Here is a 22,054-nt window from a genome sequence, read left to right as displayed (position 1 = left end):
TTGACGGGCCGGCGGCTATCGGGCGCCGGAGCGCGCCCGGACGTCGTACCAGCCGTGCCGGTGACCGCCGGCGCCGGTCGCCGTGATGCCCCGCGTCTCACGCCCGGTCGATCGAGAAGGCCCGGCCCGGATGCTCGGTGAGGATGCGGGCCACCAGGTCCGGGCCCAACTCCGCTTCCAGGCGCGGTCTTACGCGCCGCAGCAGGTACGGCATTCCCGGGCCGCCGTCCACCGAGCGCGCCCCGGCCGTCACCGTGTCGCCGCCGAGGAGCAGCCGGTCGGCGAAGCCGCCCTCCGCGAGGGAGCGCACGGCCGCCGGCATCTGCCAGTCGGTGGGATGGTGGGCGCGGGAGGGGCCGTCGAAGGCGAGCCAGCAGCCGGAGGCGGCGGCCTGCCGGTGCGTCACCGGGTCGGGGAAGCGGTTCAGATGGCCGAGGATCACCCGGTTGCCGGGGACGTCCAACTCGCCGCACAGCAGGTCGAGTACGTCGAGGGCGCCGGTGCCCAGCTCCAGGTGGACGGCGATGGGCGCCCCGGTGGCGTGGTGGGCCTCGGCCGCCGCCGTCATGGTCCACCGGGCGTGCGCGTCGAGCGCGTGGAACCCGCCCGCGACCTTGATCAGCCCGGCGCGCACCCCGGTCGTGCCGATGCCCTCGGTCAACTCGGCGACGAACACCTCGGCCAGCCGGCCGCGCAGTCCCGCAAGCGACTCCGGTGCCACGTGCGGGGCTTGGTGCAGTCCCGTGGCGCAGATCAGGTGCACGCCCGTCGCCCGGGACAGGCCCGCGAGGTCCGCCGCCCGGCGCCCCATGCCGTGCGGCGTCCACTGCACGACGGCCGCGCCGCCCACCGCCCGGAAGGCTTCCAGTTCGGCCCGCGCGGCGGCGACGTCGTCCAGTTCCTGACCCGGCAACTGCCTGCTGCGCAGGAAGAGGTGGTCGTGCGCGTCGCAGACGCCCAGGTCCTGCGGGCGGATGTCGCCGAGGACCGTACGGATCACCACTGCCGCCCGCGCGGCAGCCGGTCGCGGCCGGGGGCCGACAGATGCAGCACCCGGAAGAGGTCGCCCTCGGCCGCGGGGGTGTCGTGCTCCCAGAGCGAGAAGTGGACCAGCTCCCAGTGGTGCGGATCGGCGGCCGTCGCCGCCAGCACGGCACCGTCCTCGGCGGCCGACTGCTCCGCCGCACCGGCCGCTTCGGCCATCATCGCCGCCAAGTCGGCGCCCTCCGGTACGGGTTGCCGGCGTCGTACGGCGAACGCGGGCCGAGTGCCGGAGCCTTCCGCGTAGCCGAGCCCGGTCCACTGCCGCACGGCCGGACGCCCGAAGTCGTCGGCCAGGCGCTGGAAACCGCCGCCCCACAGGAAACGGTTCATGCCCTCGACGGTGTGCCACAGGTAGAACGGCGCGTACTGGTTGACCGGCGAGCCCTGCACGCCGCGCTCCCGCAGCAGGTACGCCTTGATCCCGAGGCCGTCCCAGTCGTCCAGCAGATGCCCGACACGGTCGACGCGGGCCCGGATGACGTCCGTGTCGTAGTCCGCCGGGAGGGTCACCTCGTACTGCATGGCATGCATCAAGCGGCCCCTTTCCTCAGGCGGTGCGGGGCGCGAGGAGGGCGAGCAGGCCGTCGACGGCCGCGTCGAAGGCGGCGGGGGAGCCGGCGGCACGGGCGAGCACATAGCCGCCCTGCACGGTCGCGAGGACCGTCGCGCCGATCTGCCGGCCGTCCAGCTCCGGCGCGAACTGCCCCTGGGCCTTGCCCTCTTCGACGATGCCGGCGATCCGCTCGCGGATCCAGGCGAGGGTCTCGTCCACCGGTGCGCGCAGCTCGTCGCTGGCGATCACGTCCGGGTCCATGGTCAGCCGGCCGATCGGGCAGCCGCGCAGCACCTCGCGCTCGCGGTGCAGATACGCCTCGATGCGCTCGTACGGCGTGCCGGGGCCCTCCAGCGAGCGCTCGGCCGTCGCCCGCAACTGCTCGGCGGTCCGCCGGATCGCCGTCAGGGCGAGGTCCGGCTTGCCCTTGAAGTGGTGGTACATGCTGCCTTGGCCGGCGCCCGCGCGCTCCAGGATCGCCTTGGGGCTGGTGCCCACGTAGCCGCGCTCCCAGAGCAGGTCGCGGGTTGACTCGATCAGTCGTTCGGAGGTGCTCATGGGGGCAGTGTACATACTGGTAGATACAGCGGCGGCCGTGATAGCGAAGCGGTCGGGTACGGACGGGCGGCGAGCGGTTCGTCACCGCTCGCCGTGGGTCCCTCGTGTCTGCGCCGTGCGCCCGTTCGCCCGCCCGGGTCAGCCCGCCCCGACCGGGTGGGTGGCGGCCAGTTCCTGCCCGTCCGCGACCGTGGTGGCCGCCGCGGGGACCGGCGTCCGCGACGGAGTGGCAGGGGGTGCCTTGCTGACGGCACCTGCCATGGCCGGAGCGAGCGTCGGCTGGTGTTCCGGTGTGTGGCGCGGCATGCGGGCCGGATGGCCGGGTGTCGCGGGCAGGGTGAACCAGACGACCTTGCCGTTGTCGCCGTCCGGCCGCGCGCCCCAGCTCTCGCTGACGGCGGCGACCATGGCGAGGCCCCGCCCGCAGGTGGCGAGCGGCGTCGTGTCCGTCGTGTCCGTGTCCGCCTCCTCGGCCGGTACCGGCAGCCGTGGGTCGTGGTCGCGCACCGACACGGTGAGCCGGTCCGGTTGCAGCTCCAGCTCGACGGTGCACGACTTGTCGGGCCTCGCGTGCCGGTGGACGTTGCTGAGCAGCTCCGTCACACCGAGCGCGGCCCGGTCTATCAACGGGTCCAGATGCCAGTAGCGCAATTGCGCAGATACGATTCTGCGGACCTGGCCGATCCGCGACGGCAGGGCTTGGAGCTCCACCGTGCAGTGCCTGCTTGGGTGACTGATCACGGCTGCGACTCCCCGATGTGAGGTCCGGAAGGGAACCGGAGGAACACGGAGAACAACGGATCCAGCAGGCCCCTCGGGAAAGCGGCCGCCTGCTGTCGTGGCCGGCGGGCTGGTTCGCAGCGTTGTCGCCGGTAAACCCAGAGTGACGTGAGACCAGCGTGACGCAGGGGCCACGGCATCGCAACTCGCCGCATCCGTGTGGGCACGCTGTGTGCGCGAAGAGCGGATAGGGAGGCGGGCGGAGGCCGCAAGCGCGGGGGCGGGGCCGGTCGGTGGACCCGGTCGCCCGGGCGGGCGGCCACGGGTGGTTCCGAGCACGGCGCGTCGCTGTCCCTCGTCGCTCCGGCGCCACGTGCTGCCCAGGGTGCCGTCCGAGTGTCGCGTGCCGACGGCCCGCGCCGTCCGGGCATCGTGCGCCGCGCCCGTGTCGTCCGAGCCGCGTACGCGTGGACACCGCACAGCGCCCGAGCGCCGCTCGCTGTCCCCGTGCTGCCCGCGCCCCGGACGATGACGCCCGCGCCGCCGCCCCCGTGCGTCGAGGCCTCGTCCGGCTGCGCCGTGCGCATCGATGCCCGGTACCGCCGAGCCGCGCGCCGCCGAGCCCGCTCCGCCGGACCCGGCATCGTCGGTCCGCGCGCCGCCGAACCCCTCACGCTCCCGGCGCTCAACTCCCTGCCGCCCGACTCCCTCCCGCCGACGTCGACTCCCCTTGCCGCCCGACCCCCGGAGACCACTCTCAGTCGCCGCGTCCCGCCGCCCGGCGGACCGCTTCGATGAAGCGGCGGGCCGTCGGGGTGCCGGGGTCGCCCGGGGCGGGGTCCTGGTCGCCCAGGGTCAGCAGGTACCGCTGGCCGTTGATGTCGGCCAACGCCTTGTCGTCCGGCGCGAACCACGGTTTGGAGGCGCGCACCGCCTGCACCGGTGCGCTGTCGATCTCGCTGCCGTAACTGTTGAGCAGTTCCACCCTGCCTTCGCTGATCCGGACCTGTCCGGCCCGGGTGAGCGAGCGCATGCGTCTGCCGATCCGCACGCCCTTGGCCGTGAACTCCGGCTCCGCCATCCCTCGCCGCCCCCTTGTGCGCGTGTTCCCGTGATCCGGTGTGCGCCCCCGTTCGCGTGCGGGACCATCGTCCCGCCGCGTGCAGTCTGCCGCGCCACGGCACGGAGCACCAGTGCGCGCGGGGGCGCGCACGACAGCGGCCCGGAGCACACGCGGCGGCACGCCCCGCCGTCTCGTACGCCCGTGCCCCAGGGTGTCTTTGGGCCGCCCAAAGATGCGTTTATGCAGGTGGGAAGCGGTCTGAAAGATGCCTATGCTCGAAGTGCCGGCCGCTTGAGGCGCCGTCGGCGCAGAGTGTAAGGAGCCCCGACGTGAGCATCACCCCCCAGACCCGGACCGGCGCCACCCTCGACGTCGACCGCAGCGACCCCGTCTACCGCGCATGGCTGAAGGAGGCCGTCCGCAAGGTCCAGGCGGACGCCAACCGCTCGGCCGACACCCACCTGCTGCGCTTCCCGCTGCCCGAACGCTGGGGCATCGACCTCTACCTGAAGGACGAGTCGACGCACCCCACCGGCAGCCTCAAGCACCGCCTCGCCCGCTCGCTGTTCCTGTACGGCCTCTGCAATGGCTGGATCCGCCCCGGCCGCCCGGTGATCGAGGCGTCCAGCGGCTCCACCGCCGTCTCCGAGGCATACTTCGCCAAGCTGATCGGCGTGCCGTTCATCGCGGTCATGCCCCGCACGACCAGCGCCGAGAAGTGCCGTCTGATCGAGTTCCACGGCGGGCGGTGCCACTTCGTGGACGACTCCAGGAAGATGTACGAGGAGTCCGCCCGCCTCGCGGTGGAGACCGGCGGCCACTACATGGACCAGTTCACCTACGCCGAGCGGGCCACCGACTGGCGCGGCAACAACAACATCGCCGAATCCATCTTCCGCCAGATGGAGTTGGAGCGGTTCCCGGAACCGACGTGGATCGTGGCCACGGCGGGCACCGGCGGCACCTCGGCGACGCTCGCCCGCTACGTGCACTACATGCAGTACGACACCCGCATCTGCGTCGCCGACCCGGACAACTCCTGTTTCTTCGAGGGCTGGACCACCGGCGACCCGGACGTCACCTGCGACTGCGGCTCCCGCATCGAGGGCATCGGCCGGCCGCGCATGGAGCCGAGCTTCGTGCCCGGCGGGATCGACCGGATGATGAAGGTCCCGGACGCGGCCAGCGTCGCCGCCGTACGCGCCCTGGAGGGGGCGATCGGCCGCAGGGCGGGCGGTTCCACCGGGACCGGGCTGTGGAGCGCGCTGAAGATCATCGCCGAGATGGTGGCCGAGGGCCGTACCGGCAGCGTCGTCACCCTGCTGTGCGACCCGGGCGACCGGTACCTCGACAAGTACTACTCGGACGCGTGGCTCGCGCAGCAGGGCCTGGACATCGCGCCGTACACGGCGGCGATCGAGACGCTGCTGGCCACGGGGGTGTGGTCCGACTGAACGCCCCGTTTCGGGCCGTCGCCGGGAACGCGTCGGCGACAAGGCGCTCCCGAAGGGCGACACCCGCGCGCTCTGCGCGGTTCACCGCCGAGTCGTCGTCGAACGGCATGGCCGAACGCGACTCCACCGCGGGCGGCGTCCCCGGTCGTCGGGTGGGTGGCCGGGTCCGCCGCTCCTGGAGCTCGCGGTCGGCCGCCGTGCCTGCCGCTTCTCACGTTCGCGGCCTGACCGGACTTCCCCCGGAAGGCCGCCTTGATCCCGCGTCCGGGCGGGCGGGCGCGGCTCGCCCGTGCGGAACGGCCTTGTCGGCGGCCGCCGCGTCCGGCCGGGCGCGCGGACGGCCCGGCGCCCGCGCACCCTGGCCCCCTCCGACACGCGACGAACCGGGGGACCGGCGGCTTGCCCGGCGTGCGCACGAACGCCGCGGGTGACGACGCCGGTCCGCCGCGCGGCGCACCTCGCCCGTCAGCCCGCGGCTAGGCCAGATACCGGTCCAGCGCCGCGACCGCCCGCCGGAAGGCGATGTCCACGCCCGGCGCGGCCAGCCGGCAGCCCAGGCGGAACGCGGCCGTGCCGTCGAGCGCGCAGGTCATACAGACCCGGGTCCCGGAGCCGGCCGGCGCCAGCTGCCACTCCTCCACCCAGGCGCGGGCGCCCGGAGTGTTCGTCACGTCGACGCGATACGTGTACACCTCGGGCTTCTGGCTGACCAGGACCGTCTCCTTGAAGCGGATGCCGCCGTGCAGCCGGACCTCGCGCCCGCCGTCCGTTTCCCGGGCGGAGGCCACGGCCGAGAACCACCGCGGCATGCCGGAAACGTCCTCGGCGAGAGCCTGGAAGACCTGCTCCGGGGAGGCGGCGATGTCCCGGCCGAACACCAGCCGCACGGGCGCGCGTTCGAGAAAGTCCGGTCCGACCGGACGCAGACGCTGGGCCATGGCGGGAAACCTCCTCGTGAAGTCCCGTACATCACCGTGGCGTTGGAACGTCTCCGTACGGGATGGACCGTGGCGGGCAGCGTAGTTGACGCAGTGTCAATTGTCCTCGACGTCGGCGTCCGATTCCTCGTCCTCCACAGCCGCGTCCTCGGTGTCCTGCTCCCCGGCCACGATCAGCCGCATGTGCTCGGAGATCTCCGCGCGTGCCTCCTCCGGCAGGCCCGAGTCGGTCACCAGGGTGTCCACCTGCCCCAGCGTGGCGAACGAACTGAGGCCCACCGTCCCCCACTTGGTGTGGTCGGCGACCACCACCACCCGTCGCGCCGAGTGCACGAGGCGGCGGTTCGTCTCGGCCTCCGCCAGGTTCGGCGTGGACAGGCCGGCCTCGACCGATATGCCGTGCACGCCGAGGAAGAGCAGATCGAAGTGGAGCGCGGCGATCGCCTGGTCGGCCACCGGGCCCACCAGCGAGTCGGACGGGGTGCGCACCCCGCCGGTCAGCACCACCGTGGGCGCGCCCTGCCGCTGGCCCGAGGTGCGCTGTGCCGTGTGGAAGACGTCCGCGACCCGCACCGAGTTCGTCACCACGGTCAGGTCGGGCACCTCCAGCAGGTGCTGCGCGAGCGCGTAGGTCGTCGTACCGCCGGACAGGGCGATCGCGGTACCGGGGGCGACCAGGGCGGCGGCGGCCCGCGCGATGTCCTCCTTGGCCGACAGCTCCAGGCCCGACTTGGCCTCGAAGCCCGGCTCATGGGTGCTCGCCTCGACGACCGGGACCGCGCCGCCGTGCACCTTCTCCAGCACGCCCTGCCGGGCCAGCGCGTCCAGGTCGCGGCGCACGGTCATGTCCGACACACCGAGTCTGCGGGTCAGTTCGTTGACCCGGGCACCGCCGCGGCGTCGGACCTCGTCCAGGATCAGGGCGCGGCGCTGCTCCGCGAGGAGGTGCTGATTCTCGCTCACGTACGCTCCGGTCCTTTCGCCGCCAACCGTTCGGGTCGCCCGGCGCACCCGCCTCCGACCAGCGGGTTCGTCGGTCGGGAGGTGCGCGGGCGTCCCATCTTTGCACGGGACGGCACCGGGTGCGCCACCGCCCGGCGCGACGCGGGCGGACCGCTCGGGGGCGGTCGCCGGCACATCGGTCGGGGAGATTCTGTGACGAGCGGTGTGCAGCTTCCCGGAACCGGACATCCTGAAGCGCGCACGGACACAGGCCGCACGCCGTCACGGGGGAAACGTGGAACGCGCTCAGGAACGCCTCGGGCAGCAGGGGACCGGCGGGTGCGCGCCCGGTCCGGTCGATCTGGAGTTACTGGTGCACGGGGTCGGGGGCACGACCCCGGAGGAGATGCTGGGGGACCCGCGCACCGTCCGGGTCGCCGGGGACGACACGGCCGCCCTCTTCCGGCGGGCCGAGTACGCCTCGGAAACCGGGCACCGCGGCGGCCCGGTGCAGGAGGCGTACGTCTGGTGCAACCTCACCTCCGGTGACGCCGGCCGCGCCCTGTGGATGGTGCTGCTGCCGTTCATGGTGGTCAACCTCGCCCACTGGATGCGCCCCGCAGCCCCGGCCCGGCCGCGCACCGTCCGGCTCTACGGCCTCCTGGTGCGGCTGGCCGCCCTCAGCCTCACGGTGCTGCTGGTGGCCGCCGCGTGCGAGGTCGCCCTCGATCTGGTGGCCTGGCAGTGCGCCGGCGTACGGGCCTGTGCCCAGCGCCATTTCTGGCTGGCCTTCCTCACCCCGGACGCGGCCGAGGGGTCCGGAGTACGGCGGTGGGCCGAGTTGCTCGGCACGTCCGGTGGCTGGTGGGCCCAGCCGGGACGACGGCTCGCGCTCGCGGCGGTGGTACCGGGCGCGTTGGTCCTGCTGCTCTGGTATCTGTCGCACCGCACGTGGAGCGCGTACGAATCCCACCGGCCGCTGGTCCAGGAGGCGGACCGGGACCACGAAGCGGACCCCGGGCCGGACGCTGAAGACAGCGCTCTGGCCCGGCCCGGCTTCTGGTACGGGCGCCGGCTCGTCGCCCGGCTGCGCGCCGCCCACACCGCCGTCGGCCTGCTGACGGTCGCCGCCGCCCTCGCCACGCCGGCGGCCCGCTTCGACCACCGGCCCGGCGGGCCCGCGGCACTGGACGCCCTCAGCTGGCTGCTGATCGTCCTGCTGCTGGCCGGTGCGGGCACCGCGGTGGCCGTGGTGTGCCGCCGGGGCCGCGACGAACACCGTCTCGACCGGGAGCTCGACCGGTGCCTGGTACGACTGCTCCCGCTCGGCGCGCTCGGCCTGCTGCTCCTCGCCGTGCTCTACACCGGTTGGTCCCGCCCCGGCTGGCGGTCGGTCGGGCGACTGCCCGCAGACCCGGCCTTCGGTGGGCTGATGCTGGCGCAGGGGGCGCTGGTGGTGGTGCTCGGGGCGGTCGCGTGGGGGCTGTACCGCCGGGGGGCCGACCACCGGGCGCCGGCCGAGGAGCGTCGCGGCGTCGAGGAGCGCCGAGTGCCGGGCGAGGAGGGTTCTGCATCAGACCCCCACCGGCCCCCCACCGGCATGCACGGCCTCGGCGGACCCGCCACCACGCTGCTCGCCTGTGCCCTGGGCGGGGTGATGTCCGGTGGAGTCGCCCAGCGGGTCGCCGACTGGCTGGACGGCACCGGTGCCATGCTCCCCGGGCCGCCGGTGCTGCTGACCTGGCAGGCGTCCATGATCCCGCCGCTTCTCGCGGTCCTGCTGGCCCTGGCGGTCCGGCTCGCCGTCGGCACCGTGCGGCTCGCCCGTACCGAACGCGACCGCGTACGCCGGGAGCACCCCGGCGAGCCCGAGGACCCCTCCCGTACCCGCGCCATCGCCCACACCCGGGCCATGGCCGTGCTCACCGATCGCGCGCCCCTCATCCTCGTCGTGCTCTCCGCCGCCACCCTGGTGCTCGGCGGCGGGGCGCTGGCCGGGGGCCTCGTCAGCGGGAAGACGCCGGACGGAGCGGCACGCGGCGCCGTGGACGCCGTGGACGCCGTACGGATCGTCGCCGAGGTCTCCCAGGGGCTGGGCTCCTGGCTGGTGGGGCTCGGTTTCCTGCTGTTCGTCACGTGGGGACGGCGCGCCTACAAGGATCGCGGGGCGCGGCGGACCGTCGGCATCCTGTGGGACGTCGGCACCTTCTGGCCGCGCGCCGCGCACCCCTTCGCGCCCCCGTGCTATGCCGAGCGCGCGGTGCCCGACCTGACGTGGCGGATCGCGACGTGGACGGAGGCGACCGGGGGCCGCCTGGTGCTGTCCGGCCACTCCCAGGGCAGCGTGCTCGCCGCCGCGGCGGCCTGGCAGCTGAGCCCGTCCACCCGGGCACGGATCGCCCTGCTGACCTACGGCTCACCGCTGGAGCGGCTGTACGGCCGCTGGTTCCCGGCCCACTTCGGGCCCGCGGCGCTTGCCGGGCTGCACCGCGACATCGCGTGCTGGAACAACCTCTACCGCCGGACCGACCCCATCGGCGGCCCGGTGCGTCTGCCCGCCGACGGCCATCCGCCCGTGGACCAGCCGTCCCTGCGCGACCCCCTCGCCTACGGCCGCACCCCCGAGCACCCACTGCCGGGACCGATCCTCGGCCACTCCGACTACCAGGCCGACCCGGTCTTCGCCCGGGTCCGGGCCCGCCTGCTGACCCGCCTCCACCCGGAACTCCCCGCCCCACGCGAGGAACCACCGGGCTGACGCCGCCCCAGCGGGAGGGCTCGACGCGTTCCGCGCCTGCATTCCGCGCAGGCGCGTGCCTGTCCGGCGCCGGCGACCGGCCGGACGGCGGTCGCGAGGCCGGCCGGACGGCGGTCGCGAGGCCGGCCGGAGTGCTCAGGGCAGTTCCGGCAGGTCCTCCGGATACAGCAGGGTCAGATCGTCGGTGCTCGGGTCCGGGAGTTGGGCGACGCGGCTGGCGTGGTGCTCGACCATGGCCTCGAAGGTCTGGCGGGCGGTGCGGCCGTTGCCGAAGGCGGGGCCCTTCGGGAGGGCGGTGAAGTACTTGAGCAGGGCCTCGGCGGTGCCGGGTGCGAGGCGGTACTCGTGCTCTTCGGACTGCTGTTCCACGATCCGCAGCAGTTCCTCCGGGCCGTAGTCGCCGAAGGTGATGGTACGGGAGAAGCGGGAGGCCACACCGGGGTTGACGGAGAGGAAGCGCTCCATCTCCGCCGTGTACCCGGCGACGATCACCACCACCGCGTCCCGCTGGTCCTCCATCAGCTTCACCAGCGTGTCGATGGCCTCCTTGCCGAAGTCCCGCCCGGCGTCCTCCGGCGACAGCGCGTACGCCTCGTCGATGAACAGCACACCGCCGTGCGCCCGTTGGAAGGCCTCCTGGGTGCGGATCGCGGTGGAGCCGATGTGCTCACCGACCAGGTCGACCCGGGACACCTCGACCAGATGACCCTTGTCCAGCACTCCGAGCGAGGCGAGGATCTCGCCGTAGAGCCGGGCCACCGTCGTCTTGCCGGTGCCGGGGGAGCCGGTGAAGACCAGGTGACGCTTGACGGAGGCGGCCTTCAGGCCCGCCTGCTGCCGGCGCCGGCCCACCTCGATCATGTCGGTCAGCGCCCGCACCTCGCGTTTGACGCTCTCCAGGCCCACCAGCGCGTCGAGTTCACCGAGCACGTCCTTGGACGTACGGGTCGGTCGCGCCGGCTCCGGGGCCGCGGCCGGCGGCTCCGGCTCGGTGCTGCGCTGCCCGGGGATCGAGCCGAGCAGCCCGGGGGAGTGCGCCACCGTCTGCACGGCCGTCTCCCGCGGTGCCGGGGGCCGCAGGCTGCCGCTCTCGTCGCTGGTGCAGTCCTCCACGACCGGCCCCGAACCCGCCCCGGCGTCCGGGCCGCCCTCGGCGAACTCGTAACCCCCGCGCGCGCACCGCTCGGTGCGGCACCGGCGCAGCGTGGTGCGGCAGCCGTCGATCACATGGAAGCCGTAGCCGCCGCTGCCGCTGACCCGGCAGTTCAGGAAGCTGCCCCGGCCGCCCGCGGAGACGTAGAAGCCGGCCTCGGCGGGGGACTCGACGGTGCAGCGCTCGATGGTCGGGTCGGCGCCCTTGGTGACGATCACCCCCGTCTGGGTGCCGCCCACCGTGCAGTTGTTGAGCGTGCCGCCGCTGCCGTGGTCCCGGAACCAGGCGCCGGTCGCCGCCTCCCGGATCCGGCAGTCGTCCAGCTGCGCGGTCGCCCCGTCGCTCACCGACACCGCCGTGTTGCGCACCTGGGAGAGGTCGCTGTCCACGACGTCCGCGCGCGAACCGCGGTCCAGCACGAACAGCGCGTCCGGCACGTCGTGCACCCGGCAGGAGTCCAGCACCGCGGTGGCGCCGTCGCTCACCCACACCGCCGGATAGTCGCCGGTGCTGTCGAAGATCTCGCACTGGTTGGCGTCGACCCGGGTGCCCGGGTCCCACACCGACAGCCCGTTGCGTCCGAACTGACGGATCGTCGTGCGGGTCAGCGTGAGCACCGAGCGCGAGCGCAGGTCGACCGCGTTCTCCGGGATGTCGTGGATCCGGCAGTCCTCCAGCGTGAGCACCGCGTCCGTGTCCAGCGTGACGCCGTCGGCGGTGGTGCGGTGCACATCGCAGTCGGTCAGGTGCGCGGTGGCGCGCTGGGTGACCTGCAACCCGGAGCCGCGGACCTCGTAGATCTCGCAACCGACCGCCTCCAGGGCGGAGTTCTCGCCGGTCACGGTGAACCCGGTGCCCGAGGCGTGGTGCACCCGGCAGCGGTCCAGGCGCGGATGGCCGCCGCCGCGGACCGCTACGCCCGCCTGACCCGCGGCCACGATCTCGCACTCCTCGAACACCCCGCTGCCGCCGTCGAGTACGGCGATGCCGATGCCGGCCGGGTTGTCCACGGTCAGGCGGCGCACGGTCGGCCGGGCCGCGCCGCGCACCTCGACGCCGACCGCCGAGCGCGTGACGATCCGCACGTCCGTCAGCTCGGGCGTGCCCTCCTCGACCAGCAGCGCGGGCGCCGCCGCGTCCTGGCCCTCGACATGCAGGTCGTGCACCACGGCCGAGGCCCGCACGGTCAGCGGCACCCCGTCCGCCGGCGCGATCCGCACCGAACCGGGCGAGCCCTCCGGCCCACGGAGCGTCACCGCCCGCTGAACCACGAGGTTCTCCCGGTAGGTGCCGGGGGCGATGGTGAGGACGTCGCCGTCGGCGGCTGCCTCCAGGGCGGCGGCGAGCGATGCGTACTCACCCGTGCGGCGCCGCCACCGCGACGTACCGGTGTGCGTCACCTGGACCGTGCCCTGTGCCATGGCGTTGCTGTGCCCCCACCTCGTCGTACTGATGGCTGACGCCCCGTCGGGGCGGTGGTACCGGTGCGGGGGCCGCGAGCGTGCCCGGCCCCTGGGCCTGCCCGTTCGTGTCCCCGCGTACCTGCGAGCCCCTGCGGTGCGCCCGCCTGCGGGTTGTCGCCGAAAGCGCTTCGGCCGGTCCACCGTAGCGTGTGCGCCCGGGGTGGGTTGACCACAGCCTGCCCGCGGTCAGCTGCCGGTGCCCGCCTTGCCCCAGTCCGGGCCCGCCCGGTCCCAGGCCTGTTCCCAGCGTGCGTACCGGCGGCGGACCATGCGCCAGAGGGTGAGGCGCCGGGCGGTCTCGACCAGGGCCGCGGCCACCAGGGCGGCGCCGAATCCGGCCAGGACGGCGTGGGTGGTCGCGGTGACGGAGTCCAGCGGGCGGGTCGTTATTCGGCCCCGCGGGTCCGTCCAGAGTCCGAAGTGGTCCCCGGCGTGGGGGGACTTCAGATCGGTGAGGACCGGGCCGCGGTGCGTGCTGCCGTCCGGCGCGGACCAGTCCGCGACGACGCGGGTACGGACCTGACGGGTGCCCCTGGAGTCGGGATCGCCCTCGGGCTCCTTGCCCAGGGCGCGCACCACGGTGGCCGTGACCAGGTGGTGGGTGTGCTGCTCCGCGCGCGCGGCCTGCTGCAACGAGTCCTGGGCGGCGAAGCCGACCAGAGCGCCGATCGCGGGCGCCACCACGGCGATCAGGACCAGCGCCACGAGCGCCACCCACGCCTCGGCCAGATCGGTCGCGCGGCACAGCGGATTGCGTCTCCAGCGCCACAGACCCGTGACTGCCCGCATCTCCCCACCCCCCCCACGTCCGCCGCGGCCGGTCATGACCGCGACGTCTCACGCCTCTCTCATGTCACCTCAACGACCGGGAACGGCCCCCGGGTTCCCCGATCGAAGAAACCGGCCCTCCCCGGCCGCCCCCGCCGCCAGTCTCGCGGCTACCGGCTACCGGCTACCGGCCGCGCCCCGCTCCAGTACCCGCACCGGATCGCCGACCCGGATCGTGCCGCGCGTGAGCGGGACGACGTTCTGCCCGAAGACGAGGCCCCCGTCGAACCTGCGGTGCCGGGCCAGCGTGTACAGCGGCTCGCGGCCGCGCGCGGCGGTGCCCTGGTCGGTGGTGGTCACCACGCAGCGCCCGCAACGGCGCGCCACGCGGAAGACGACCTCGCCCACGGAGACGCGCGCCCACGCGTCCTCCGCCCAGGCCTCGGTGCCGCGGACCACGACACTGGGCCGGAACCGGTTCATGGGCAGCGGCCCCTCGGCGGCGTGACGGCCCTCGGCTATCAGGGAGTTGAGGGCGTCGAGGGAGGCCGACGCGGTGACGAGCAGGGGGTAGCCGTCGGCGAAGCTGACCGTCTCGCCCGGCAGCGCGTACTCCGGGTCGACGGGACGGCGGGAGGCCGGGTCGTCCAGATGCACCAGGCGCACGTCCATGCCGAGATAGGCGCTGCACCAGGCGTGCGCCTCCGCCGCGGCCGGTACCGCCTCCACCTTCTGCCCGAAGATGTTCACCGGCACGGTGGCCGACGGCTCCGGCACCTCGACCGTCACCGCCGCCCGCCCGGACGCCGACAGACGCAGACCGCCGCCGGCCAGGGGCTCGGCGGCGGCCAGGGCGAGACGCGGCTGCTCCCGCTGGGTGACGACCTTCCCCCCGGCGTCGATCAGCGCCCAGCGCCGGTCTCCGGCCAGCCCCCAGGGCTCCACAACGGCCGCTTCGGCCGTCAGGCCCTGGAACGCCTTGACCGGGTACAGATGGATCGACTGCACTTCGGCGATTTCCATGTCGCCATCGTGCCAGGTGCCACCGACAGCGGGGGCTCTTCGATCAGTAACCCCGGTGGTGCGGGTTGTTGTACGGGTCCTGGTACGGCGCCTGCACGGGGCGTGGCGCGGCCGGGCGCATCGCCTCGTATCCGGTGCCCGGCGCCATCGGACGCTGCTGCGGGGCCTGCGGGCCGGGGTAGCCGCGCGGGGCGCTCGCCTGCTGCGGGATGTACGCCGTGGGCGCCTGGTGCAGCGGGACCTGCTGCTGCGGCTGGGGGTAGCCGTAGGCGGGGGCCGGGGGCTGCGGGGAGGGCGCGGCCGGGAGGGCGGGGAGGGCCGACGGCAGAGCGGGCAGGTGGTTGCCCGCGTCGTAGGCGGCGGGGACCCGGATCGGGGCGATCTGCGGGGTGCCCCGCTCGGCCACGAGCGAGTCGTAGATCGGAGTGTCCCGGAAGGAGGCGGAGTAGTAGCCGCCGCCATAGGTGGAGCGGGGGGAGGTCATGGCACATAAGTTAAGCCCACGATGTGCTGGTTGGGGAGACCGATAAGAGGGTTGTTTTACGTGTCGGCGGTGACCGGGGTTACTCAATCCGAGCGAACCTGGCGAAAAAGGGCAGCGGTTCACGTATGGATCATGTAAGGAGCCGATGTTTCAGCGGGGTTACCGGCGGTTGACCGGCGATCTTTCCGTGTCTTCCCCCGCGCGGCAGTGGGAGTTCCGCGTGGCCGGGAATAGGTTGGACGTGCAGGGATGATCCGGACGTCCGCGGACACCGTGGGCGGGGAGGCGAGGGGGGCGGCCATGTCGATGCCGAAGGGGGCGAACACGCCGGTGCCGGCCACCGTGCTGCGGGTCGAACTGGGCCGGCGCCACGGGCCCGGAGTGCCCGACGTGGACGCCTCGGCGCTGCTGCTCGCCGCCGGGAAGGTCCGCTCCGACGCGGACTTCGTGTTCTCCGGCCGGCCCGCGCATCCCTCGGGGGCGGTGCGCCACGAGGGCGGGCGGACCGAGGGCGCACTCGTCGTCGACACCCTGTCCGTCGACCTCGCGCGGGCGGAGGGCGCGATCGAACGGATCGTGCTCGCCGTCTCGGCCGACGGCGGCACGTTCGGGCAGGTCCCGGATCTGTACGTCGAGGTGACCGACACCGCGAGCGGCCGGGTCGTCGCCCGCTTCGACAGTCCGGGCGCGACCGCGGAGACCGCATTCCTGCTCGGTGAGTTCTACCGCCGCCAGGGTGGCTGGAAGTTCCGCGCCGTCGGCCAGGGCTACGACACCGGACTCGACGGCCTCGCCACGGAGTTCGGCATCACGGTGGACGAGCCGCGGCACGGCGCACCGCCACTCGCGCCGGCGCCCCCGGCGGCCGTGCCCCCGCCCCCTCCGCGGGCTCCGTCCCCCGTCCGCCTGTCCAGGGTCACCCTCACCAAGGCCGCCCCCTCCGTCTCGCTGGCGAAGCAGGGCGGCACCTCGGGCGTCATGCGGGTGAACCTCAACTGGCGGATGCGTGAACGGCTTTCGGGCTGGGGCGCCCGCTGGGGGAGCGGCTCCGGGGACCTCGACCTCGACCTGTGCGCCCTGTACGAGCTCGCGGACGGCCGCAAGGGGGTCGTCCAGGCGCTCGGCAACTCCTTCGGATCGCTGCACCGGCCGCCGTACATCCATCTCGACGGCGACGACCGCACCGGGGCGCTGGCGAGCGGCGAGAACCTCACCATCAACCTGGACCGGCTGCGGGACCTGCGCCGCGTCCTCGTGTTCGTCACCGTCTACGAGGGCGCCTCCTCCTTCGCCGGACTGCACGCCACCGTCACCCTCCAGCCGCAGTACGGCGCACCCGTCGACTTCTCGCTGGACGAGTGCACGGTGCCGTCCACGGTGTGCGCGCTCGCCCTGATCACCAACACGGGCGGCGATCTCGTCGTGCGGCGCGAGGCCCGTTACCTCGTGCCGGAGCGCGGGGTGAGTCCGCAGCGGACCGTGGACCGCGCCTACGGCTGGGGCATGAACTGGACGCCCGGCCGCAAGTGACTCAGCCCTCGTCGGGAACCGCGTCGGGCCGCGCGTACGTACGGCCCTTCCAGGCGGCCCCGCGCCCCCGGTAGTGCTGCACGGCCGAGTCCACCGTCATCAGCAGGTAGAGGAGCGCCGTGTACGGCAGCAGCGGGGCCGGCCACAGCGGCTGCCGGTAGTAGCGCAGCATCGGCGCGTACGTGCCCGCCATCACCGCCCAGGCCAGCGCGCCGACGACCGCCACCGGCGCGTTCCCGGCCGCCGCGCCCGCGGCCACGGCCACCGGCGGCACCAGGTACACCAGCGCGAGCCCGGCCACCGTGCCGAGCAGCAGCAGCGGGTTGTGCCGCAGCTGGGCGTAGGCGCTGCGCGAGACCATCCGCCACAGGTCGTGCAGCCGCGGGTACGGCCGCACGCTGTCCACCCGGTCGGCGAGGCCCAGCCAGACATGGCCGCCCGCGCCCTTGACCGCGCGGGCGAGGGCGACGTCGTCGATGACGGCGTGCCGGATGGCGTCCGGAATCCGCGCCCTCTCCGCCATCCCCGCACGCAGCAGCACACAGCCGCCCGCCGCGGCCGCCGTGCGCGACCCCCTGCGGCCGATCCACCGGAAGGGGTAGAGCTGCGCGAAGAAGTAGACGAACGCCGGGACCACCAGCCGCTCCCACCGGCTCTCCACCCGCAGCCGCGCCATCTGCGACACCACGTCGAAGCCGCCGCCGTGGGCCGCCGCGACCAGCTCACGCAGGCTGTCCGGCGCGTGCGCGATGTCGGCGTCCGTCAGCAGCAGGTACTCGGGGTCGCGCGCGCGGGCCAGCGCGATGCCGTGCCGCACCGCCCACAGCTTGCCCGTCCAGCCCGCGGGCGGCTCCCCCGGCGTACCCAGGGTGAGCGGCAGCCCGCCGTGCCGCTCGGACAGCGCGCGGGCCAGCTCCCCGGTGCCGTCCGTGCTGCCGTCGTCCACCAGGAAGACCTCGGCCCGCCCCGGATACTGCTGCGCCAGCAGCGACGGCAGGCTCGCGGGCAGCACGGCGGCCTCGTCGCGGGCCGGCACGACCACGCAGACCGACGGCCACGCGTCCGGTTCCCGGCGCCGCGGCAGACGGACGTCCGTGCGCCAGAAGAACCCCTGGCACAGCAGCAGCCAGCACCAGGCGGCCAGCGAGGCGACGGTGATCCACAGGAAGGCGCTCACGGGCGCAGTCTGCCCCACCCGAGCCGTTCAGATGAGCGGATCGTCTATCGTGGCCGGGTGAAGATCGCGCTCATGGACTCCGGAATCGGTTTGCTCGCGGCCACCGCCGCGGTACGGCGCCTCAGGCCCGACGCGGATCTCGTTCTCTCCCTGGACCCCGACGGCATGCCCTGGGGACCGCGCACCCCGGAGGACCTCACCCGGCGCGCGCTGGACGTCGCCGAGGCCGCCGCGGTCCGCCGGCCCGACGCGCTGATCGTCGGCTGCAACACGGCCAGCGTGCACGCGCTGCCCGCGCTGCGCGCCCGGCTGGAGCCCGGTATCCCGGTGATCGGCACCGTCCCGGCGATCAAGCCGGCCGCGGCCGGCGGCGGGCCCTTCGCGATCTGGGCGACCCCCGCCACCACGGGCAGCGCCTACCAGCGCGGGCTCATCGCGGACTTCGCCGACGGGGTACCGGTGACCGAGGTGCCGTGCTGGGGCCTCGCCGAGGCCATCGAACACGCGGACGAGGCGGCGATCGAGGCGGCCGTCGCCGCGGCGGCCGAGCTGACGCCCGGCGATGTGACCACCGTCGTCCTGGGCTGCACCCATTACGAGCTGGTCGCGGAGCGCATCCGTGCCGCCGTGCAGCGCCCCGGCGCGGCCCCGCTGGTGCTGCACGGCTCCGCGGGCGCGGTGGCCGCGCAGGCGCTGCGCCGCCTCGGCGAGAGTCCCGCCTCCGCGGCGCCCGCCGAGGGCACCCTGACGGTGCTGCTCAGCGGCCGCGAGGGTGAGCTGCCGACGGCCGCGCTGCACTACGCCGAGGGGCGGCTGCTGCCCGCGGTGGGTCCGCTGGCCGACCGCCGCTGACCCGGATTCCGTACGGCCTTCGTAGGTTCGCCCGCGAGCGGCCCGGCCTCCCGGCCCAGGGCCGCTCGGGGCGGGCGCGGGCCGAGCGGCCGTACCGGCGCGGGCGATCCTGAGTAACCTCGTAGGCATGAGGGACCAGCCCCGTACCGAGGAAAATCCCACCCCCGAGGTCTGGACCGGGCGCGCCACCAACCGGGTGCAGTGGCTGCTGGCGCCGGCCGGAGCGGCCTGCCTGGCGCTGGGGATCAAGCTGGCCGTGGACTCCGCGTGGACGTCCGGGACCGCCGCGCTGACGATGTCCGTGGTCGGCTGCATCGCGGCCGGACTGCTGGTCCTCTTCGGCACCCTCGCCTTCGTGCACGTGGAGCTCAAGCTCGACCGGGAGTCCGTCGAGGTGCGCTGCGGCCACATCGGCCTGCCGCGCCGGCGCATCCCGCTGTCGCACGTGGCGGGCGCCGACTTCACCGCCCTCGTGACCCCGCGCCAGTGGGGCGGCTGGGGCTACCGCTGGCGCCCCGAGAAGGGCACCGCGGTCGTCGTGCGCCGGGGCGAGGGCATCGTCCTTCGCCTGTGGGACGGCCACACCTTCACGATCACCGTGGACAACGCGGAGTCGGCGGTGCGGGTGATCAGGGCCCGGCTGGGCTCGATCACCCCGGGGACGGCCGCTTAGCGCTCACCGTTCCGCCCCTGCGGCCGCGCTAGGTTGACCGGCATGACTGAACACGGACATGTCGCCTGGCCGCCCGCCCCGATCACGACCGAGCGGCTCGTGCTGCGCGAGTCGGAGGCCCGGGACCGGCCGGTGTTCATCGAGCTGTCCGCCTCGCCGGAGGTGGGCACCTACGTCGGTGGCGCCCGACCGCGTGACGAGCTGGAGCGCGTCGTGCCCGAGGTGCCCGGGCGGCGGCCCGGCTTGTTCGTGGTGGAGCTCGACGGGGCGATGATCGGCTTTCTCCAGCTGCTCGACCGGCGCGACGCGCAGCGCCGGGGCCACGTCCGTCCGGAGGGCGGGGAGGCCGAGCTCGGCTACATGTTCCTGCCGCGGGCGTGGGGACACGGCTACGCCGCCGAGGCGTGCGCGGCGGCACTCGACTGGCTCGCCGGCGCGCTGCCCGGCGAGCCGGTGGTGCTCACCACCCAGACCGCCAACGACCGCTCGATGCGCCTCGCGGCGAAGCTGGGGTTCACCGAGGTGGAGCGGTTCGAGGAGTACGGCGCCGAGCAGTGGTTCGGCGTGTGGTCCCCGGCCGCGGCGGCCGGCTGACGAGCGGCGGGGCGGGCCGTCCGCGCGCGGACCGTGGCTGTCGAGGCCGAGGTCAGCCGCCGTACACTCACCCGGGTGACCGTCACCGCAACTTCCGTGGACCAGCCGGACCGGGTCCGGCAGTCCCCCGCGCCCGGCGCGCTTCGCCGCCGGCTGCTGCGCCTGGTCCCGGCCGTCGCCTCCGCCCTCTGCGGGGTGCTGCTCTATGTCAGTTTTCCGCCGCGTCCCCTGTGGTGGCTGGCGCTGCCCGCGTTCGCCGGGTTCGGGTGGGTGCTGCGGGGGCGCGGGTGGAAGGCGGCGCTCGGGCTCGGTTATCTCTTCGGGCTCGGCTTCCTGCTGCCCCTGCTGGTGTGGACCGGCGTGGAGGTCGGCTTCGTGCCCTGGCTGGCCCTGGTCGCGGTGGAGGCCGTGTTCGTCGCCCTGGTCGGCGTGGGCGTCGCCGCCGTGTCCAGGCTGCCCGCCTGGCCGGTGTGGGCCGCGGCCGTCTGGATCACGGGCGAGGCCGTACGGGCGCGCGCTCCCTTCGGGGGCTTCCCCTGGGGGAAGATCGCGTTCGGGCAGGCGGACGGCGTCTTCCTGCCGCTCGCCGCGGTCGGCGGCACCCCCGTGCTGGGCTTCGCGGTCGCCCTGTGCGGATTCGGTCTCCACGAAGCGGTCCGTCTGATCGCCGAACGGCGCCGCTCCCGCACCGTGCGCCGCGCGACGGCCGCCGCCGCGCTGCTCAGCGTGGCCGTGCCGGTGGCCGGCGCGGTCGCCGCGCGCGGCCTGGTGAGCGACCGGGCCGAGGACGGCACCCGGACGGTCGCCGTGATCCAGGGCAACGTGCCGCGCGCGGGCCTGGAATTCAGCGCCCAGCGCCGGGCGGTGCTCGACCACCATGTGCGCGAGACCCTCGCACTCGCCGCCGACGTCAAGGCCGGCAAGGTCCCGAGGCCCGACTTCGTGCTCTGGCCGGAGAACTCCTCCGACCTCGACCCCTACAACGACCCCGACGCCGCCGCCGTCATCGACGAGGCCTCGCAGGCGATCGGGGTGCCCATCTCGGTCGGTGCCGTCGTGGACAAGGACGGCAAGCAGCTCAACGAGCAGATCCTGTGGGACCCGGCCAAGGGCCCGACGCAGACCTACGACAAACGGCAGATCCAGCCGTTCGGCGAGTACATGCCGCTGCGCGGGTTCGTCGGGGCCGTCAACAAGGACTGGACCACGATGCTCCGCCGGGACTTCAGCCGGGGCACCAGGCCGGGCGTGTTCGACATGGACGGCGCCAAGGTCGGCCTCGCGACCTGCTACGAGGCCGCCTTCGACTGGGACGTGCGGGACACCGTGACGCACGGCGCCGAGATGATCTCCGTGCCGAGCAACAACGCGACGTTCGACCGCAGCGAGATGACCTACCAGCAGCTCGCCATGTCCCGCATCCGCGCCGTCGAGCACAGCCGCACCGTGACCGTGCCGGTGACCAGCGGTGTCAGCGCGATCATCATGCCGGACGGGAGGATCACCCAGAAGACCGGCATGTTCGTGCCCGCCTACCTGGAGCAGAAGGTGCCGCTGCGCACCTCCACCACGCCCGCCACCGACCTGGGCATCCTGCCGGAGACGGCGCTCGTGCTCGTCGCCGTCGGCGGCATCGGCTGGGCGATCGGGAGCGGGCTGCGGGCCCGCCGCGCCGGCGAGGCGTAGCACACGGGCAGCCGTACACCGTCGTACCCGTACCCGTACCCGTACGTGTACGGGTGCTCATACGTGTACTCGTTCCCGCACCCGACCGGCCCGGGAGCGTGCCCAGGGCCGGTTAGGGTCGGTCCCATGGCTACTCCTGACTTCATCCGCACCCTGCGTGCCTCGGCCGGGCGGCAGCTGCTCTGGCTGCCCGGGGTCACCGCGATCGTCTTCGACGACGAGGGCAGGGTGCTGCTCGGCCGGCGCACCGACACCCGGAAATGGTCGGTGGTCGGCGGCATCCCGGAGCCGGGTGAGCAGCCCGCGGACTGCGCGGTGCGGGAGGTCTTCGAGGAGACGGCGGTGCGCTGCCTGCCCGAGCGGGTCGTCCTGGTCCAGGCGCTCCAGCCGGTCACGTACGACAACGGGGACGTCTGCCAGTACATGGACATCACCTTCCGCTGCCGCGCGGTGGGCGGCGAGGCCCGGGTCAACGACGACGAGTCGCTGGAGGTCGGCTGGTTCGAGGTGGACGCGCTGCCCGAGCTGAACGAGTTCGCGCTCCACCGGATCAAGCGGGCCATGACGGAGGAACCCACCTGGTTCGCCCCGGCGACCGCCGGCTGACGCCGCCGCCCGCGC

20 protein-coding genes are annotated in these 22,054 nt (G+C 74.0%); 8 read left to right on the top strand and 12 right to left on the bottom strand.

Annotated features, from left to right (window positions below; all coding sequences use genetic code 11):
• Positions 1-97 precede the first annotated feature (97 nt).
• The 5 genes from ACWDD7_RS11670 to ACWDD7_RS11650 form a co-directional block, all read right to left on the bottom strand.
• Positions 98-1,000 carry a phosphotriesterase family protein gene (locus ACWDD7_RS11670; RefSeq protein WP_450457215.1) on the bottom strand — a complete coding sequence of 301 codons (903 nt, stop codon included), beginning with the start codon at positions 998-1,000 and terminating at the stop codon, positions 98-100.
• A complete protein-coding gene (locus ACWDD7_RS11665) occupies positions 997-1,575 on the bottom strand; it encodes a DUF4865 family protein (RefSeq protein ID WP_351871265.1) in 579 nt (192 codons plus the stop codon). Before ACWDD7_RS11665 ends, ACWDD7_RS11670 begins: the two co-directional genes overlap by 4 nt.
• Positions 1,576-1,591: 16 nt before the next feature.
• Entirely contained in the window at positions 1,592-2,155 is a 564-nt protein-coding gene (locus tag ACWDD7_RS11660; RefSeq protein ID WP_450457214.1) for a TetR/AcrR family transcriptional regulator, read from the bottom strand.
• Between the two features lie 138 nt (positions 2,156-2,293).
• Positions 2,294-2,896: an ATP-binding protein gene (locus ACWDD7_RS11655; RefSeq protein ID WP_450457213.1), complete on the bottom strand. Its 603-nt coding sequence runs from the start codon at positions 2,894-2,896 to the stop codon at positions 2,294-2,296.
• Positions 2,897-3,632: 736 nt separating this feature from the next.
• The gene (locus ACWDD7_RS11650) at positions 3,633-3,956 is read right to left on the bottom strand and encodes a hypothetical protein (protein WP_351871256.1); all 324 of its coding nucleotides are present in this window, start codon (positions 3,954-3,956) and stop codon (positions 3,633-3,635) included.
• Positions 3,957-4,267: 311 nt separating this feature from the next.
• Here ACWDD7_RS11650 and ACWDD7_RS11645 point away from each other — a divergent pair, with 311 nt between their 5' ends.
• Positions 4,268-5,392, top strand: a complete 1,125-nt coding sequence (locus ACWDD7_RS11645) for an L-cysteine desulfhydrase Cds1 (protein WP_351871253.1) — start codon at positions 4,268-4,270, stop codon at positions 5,390-5,392.
• Positions 5,393-5,868: 476 nt separating this feature from the next.
• Here the strand turns inward: ACWDD7_RS11645 and ACWDD7_RS11640 are convergent, their stop codons facing one another.
• The gene (locus tag ACWDD7_RS11640; protein ID WP_450457212.1) at positions 5,869-6,330 is read right to left on the bottom strand and encodes an SRPBCC family protein; all 462 of its coding nucleotides are present in this window, start codon (positions 6,328-6,330) and stop codon (positions 5,869-5,871) included.
• Between the two features lie 96 nt (positions 6,331-6,426).
• The gene (locus tag ACWDD7_RS11635; RefSeq protein WP_351871248.1) at positions 6,427-7,293 is read right to left on the bottom strand and encodes a DeoR/GlpR family DNA-binding transcription regulator; all 867 of its coding nucleotides are present in this window, start codon (positions 7,291-7,293) and stop codon (positions 6,427-6,429) included.
• A gap of 274 nt (positions 7,294-7,567) precedes the next feature.
• Here ACWDD7_RS11635 and ACWDD7_RS11630 point away from each other — a divergent pair, with 274 nt between their 5' ends.
• Positions 7,568-10,030 carry a hypothetical protein gene (locus ACWDD7_RS11630; RefSeq protein ID WP_450457211.1) on the top strand — a complete coding sequence of 821 codons (2,463 nt, stop codon included), beginning with the start codon at positions 7,568-7,570 and terminating at the stop codon, positions 10,028-10,030.
• A 135-nt stretch (positions 10,031-10,165) separates the two neighbouring features.
• Here ACWDD7_RS11630 and ACWDD7_RS11625 read toward each other — a convergent pair whose 3' ends face one another.
• The 4 genes from ACWDD7_RS11625 to ACWDD7_RS11610 all read right to left on the bottom strand — a co-directional run bounded on the left by ACWDD7_RS11625 (position 10,166) and on the right by ACWDD7_RS11610 (position 14,921).
• On the bottom strand, positions 10,166-12,604 hold the full coding sequence (locus ACWDD7_RS11625) for a right-handed parallel beta-helix repeat-containing protein (protein WP_351871242.1): 2,439 nt from the start codon (positions 12,602-12,604) through the stop codon (positions 10,166-10,168).
• Between the two features lie 228 nt (positions 12,605-12,832).
• Positions 12,833-13,435, bottom strand: coding sequence for an Rv1733c family protein (locus ACWDD7_RS11620; protein WP_450457210.1), 603 nt, complete (start codon positions 13,433-13,435; stop codon positions 12,833-12,835).
• A gap of 156 nt (positions 13,436-13,591) precedes the next feature.
• Complete coding sequence (locus ACWDD7_RS11615; RefSeq protein WP_450457209.1) at positions 13,592-14,437, bottom strand: MOSC domain-containing protein; 846 nt, start codon at positions 14,435-14,437, stop codon at positions 13,592-13,594.
• Positions 14,438-14,480: 43 nt separating this feature from the next.
• Positions 14,481-14,921, bottom strand: a complete 441-nt coding sequence (locus tag ACWDD7_RS11610; protein ID WP_351871234.1) for a DUF6643 family protein — start codon at positions 14,919-14,921, stop codon at positions 14,481-14,483.
• 306 nt (positions 14,922-15,227) lie between these two features.
• On the opposite strand from ACWDD7_RS11610, the gene ACWDD7_RS11605 reads away from it, so the two are divergent.
• Positions 15,228-16,451, top strand: coding sequence for a TerD family protein (locus ACWDD7_RS11605; protein WP_450457261.1), 1,224 nt, complete (start codon positions 15,228-15,230; stop codon positions 16,449-16,451).
• Position 16,452: 1 nt separating this feature from the next.
• Here the strand turns inward: ACWDD7_RS11605 and ACWDD7_RS11600 are convergent, their stop codons facing one another.
• Positions 16,453-17,628 carry a glycosyltransferase gene (locus ACWDD7_RS11600; RefSeq protein ID WP_450457208.1) on the bottom strand — a complete coding sequence of 392 codons (1,176 nt, stop codon included), beginning with the start codon at positions 17,626-17,628 and terminating at the stop codon, positions 16,453-16,455.
• Positions 17,629-17,685: 57 nt separating this feature from the next.
• On the opposite strand from ACWDD7_RS11600, the gene ACWDD7_RS11595 reads away from it, so the two are divergent.
• The 5 genes from ACWDD7_RS11595 to ACWDD7_RS11575 all read left to right on the top strand — a co-directional run bounded on the left by ACWDD7_RS11595 (position 17,686) and on the right by ACWDD7_RS11575 (position 22,039).
• The gene (locus ACWDD7_RS11595; protein ID WP_392212831.1) at positions 17,686-18,480 is read left to right on the top strand and encodes a glutamate racemase; all 795 of its coding nucleotides are present in this window, start codon (positions 17,686-17,688) and stop codon (positions 18,478-18,480) included.
• Positions 18,481-18,607: 127 nt separating this feature from the next.
• Positions 18,608-19,153 (top strand): hypothetical protein, encoded by a 546-nt coding sequence (locus ACWDD7_RS11590; protein ID WP_351871228.1) that lies wholly within the window; start codon positions 18,608-18,610, stop codon positions 19,151-19,153.
• 42 nt (positions 19,154-19,195) lie between these two features.
• Positions 19,196-19,747: a GNAT family N-acetyltransferase gene (locus ACWDD7_RS11585; protein WP_450457207.1), complete on the top strand. Its 552-nt coding sequence runs from the start codon at positions 19,196-19,198 to the stop codon at positions 19,745-19,747.
• A 75-nt stretch (positions 19,748-19,822) separates the two neighbouring features.
• The gene (lnt, locus tag ACWDD7_RS11580; protein WP_351871221.1) at positions 19,823-21,433 is read left to right on the top strand and encodes an apolipoprotein N-acyltransferase; all 1,611 of its coding nucleotides are present in this window, start codon (positions 19,823-19,825) and stop codon (positions 21,431-21,433) included.
• A gap of 126 nt (positions 21,434-21,559) precedes the next feature.
• A complete protein-coding gene (locus ACWDD7_RS11575) occupies positions 21,560-22,039 on the top strand; it encodes an NUDIX hydrolase (protein WP_351871219.1) in 480 nt (159 codons plus the stop codon).
• Positions 22,040-22,054 lie beyond the last annotated feature (15 nt).

The sequence above is a fragment of the Streptomyces sp. NPDC001056 genome, assembly GCF_053598955.1.
The sequence above is the reverse complement of the archived record's forward strand: the minus strand, read 5'-3'. Positions and strand labels throughout refer to the sequence as shown.

Excerpts from the sequence above, each read along its gene's own strand:
- ACWDD7_RS11615 (WP_450457209.1), bottom strand. The coding sequence starts at position 14,437 with ATGGAAATCGCCGAAGTGCAGTCGATCCATCTGTACCCGGTCAAGGCG.
- ACWDD7_RS11640 (WP_450457212.1), bottom strand. The coding sequence starts at position 6,330 with ATGGCCCAGCGTCTGCGTCCGGTCGGACCGGACTTTCTCGAACGCGCG.
- ACWDD7_RS11575 (WP_351871219.1), top strand. The coding sequence starts at position 21,560 with ATGGCTACTCCTGACTTCATCCGCACCCTGCGTGCCTCGGCCGGGCGG.
- ACWDD7_RS11625 (WP_351871242.1), bottom strand. The coding sequence starts at position 12,604 with ATGGCACAGGGCACGGTCCAGGTGACGCACACCGGTACGTCGCGGTGG.
- ACWDD7_RS11605 (WP_450457261.1), top strand. The coding sequence starts at position 15,228 with ATGCCGAAGGGGGCGAACACGCCGGTGCCGGCCACCGTGCTGCGGGTC.
- ACWDD7_RS11665 (WP_351871265.1), bottom strand. The coding sequence starts at position 1,575 with ATGCATGCCATGCAGTACGAGGTGACCCTCCCGGCGGACTACGACACG.
- ACWDD7_RS11660 (WP_450457214.1), bottom strand. The coding sequence starts at position 2,155 with ATGAGCACCTCCGAACGACTGATCGAGTCAACCCGCGACCTGCTCTGG.
- ACWDD7_RS11620 (WP_450457210.1), bottom strand. The coding sequence starts at position 13,435 with ATGCGGGCAGTCACGGGTCTGTGGCGCTGGAGACGCAATCCGCTGTGC.
- ACWDD7_RS11590 (WP_351871228.1), top strand. The coding sequence starts at position 18,608 with ATGAGGGACCAGCCCCGTACCGAGGAAAATCCCACCCCCGAGGTCTGG.
- ACWDD7_RS11585 (WP_450457207.1), top strand. The coding sequence starts at position 19,196 with ATGACTGAACACGGACATGTCGCCTGGCCGCCCGCCCCGATCACGACC.
- ACWDD7_RS11650 (WP_351871256.1), bottom strand. The coding sequence starts at position 3,956 with ATGGCGGAGCCGGAGTTCACGGCCAAGGGCGTGCGGATCGGCAGACGC.
- ACWDD7_RS11610 (WP_351871234.1), bottom strand. The coding sequence starts at position 14,921 with ATGACCTCCCCCCGCTCCACCTATGGCGGCGGCTACTACTCCGCCTCC.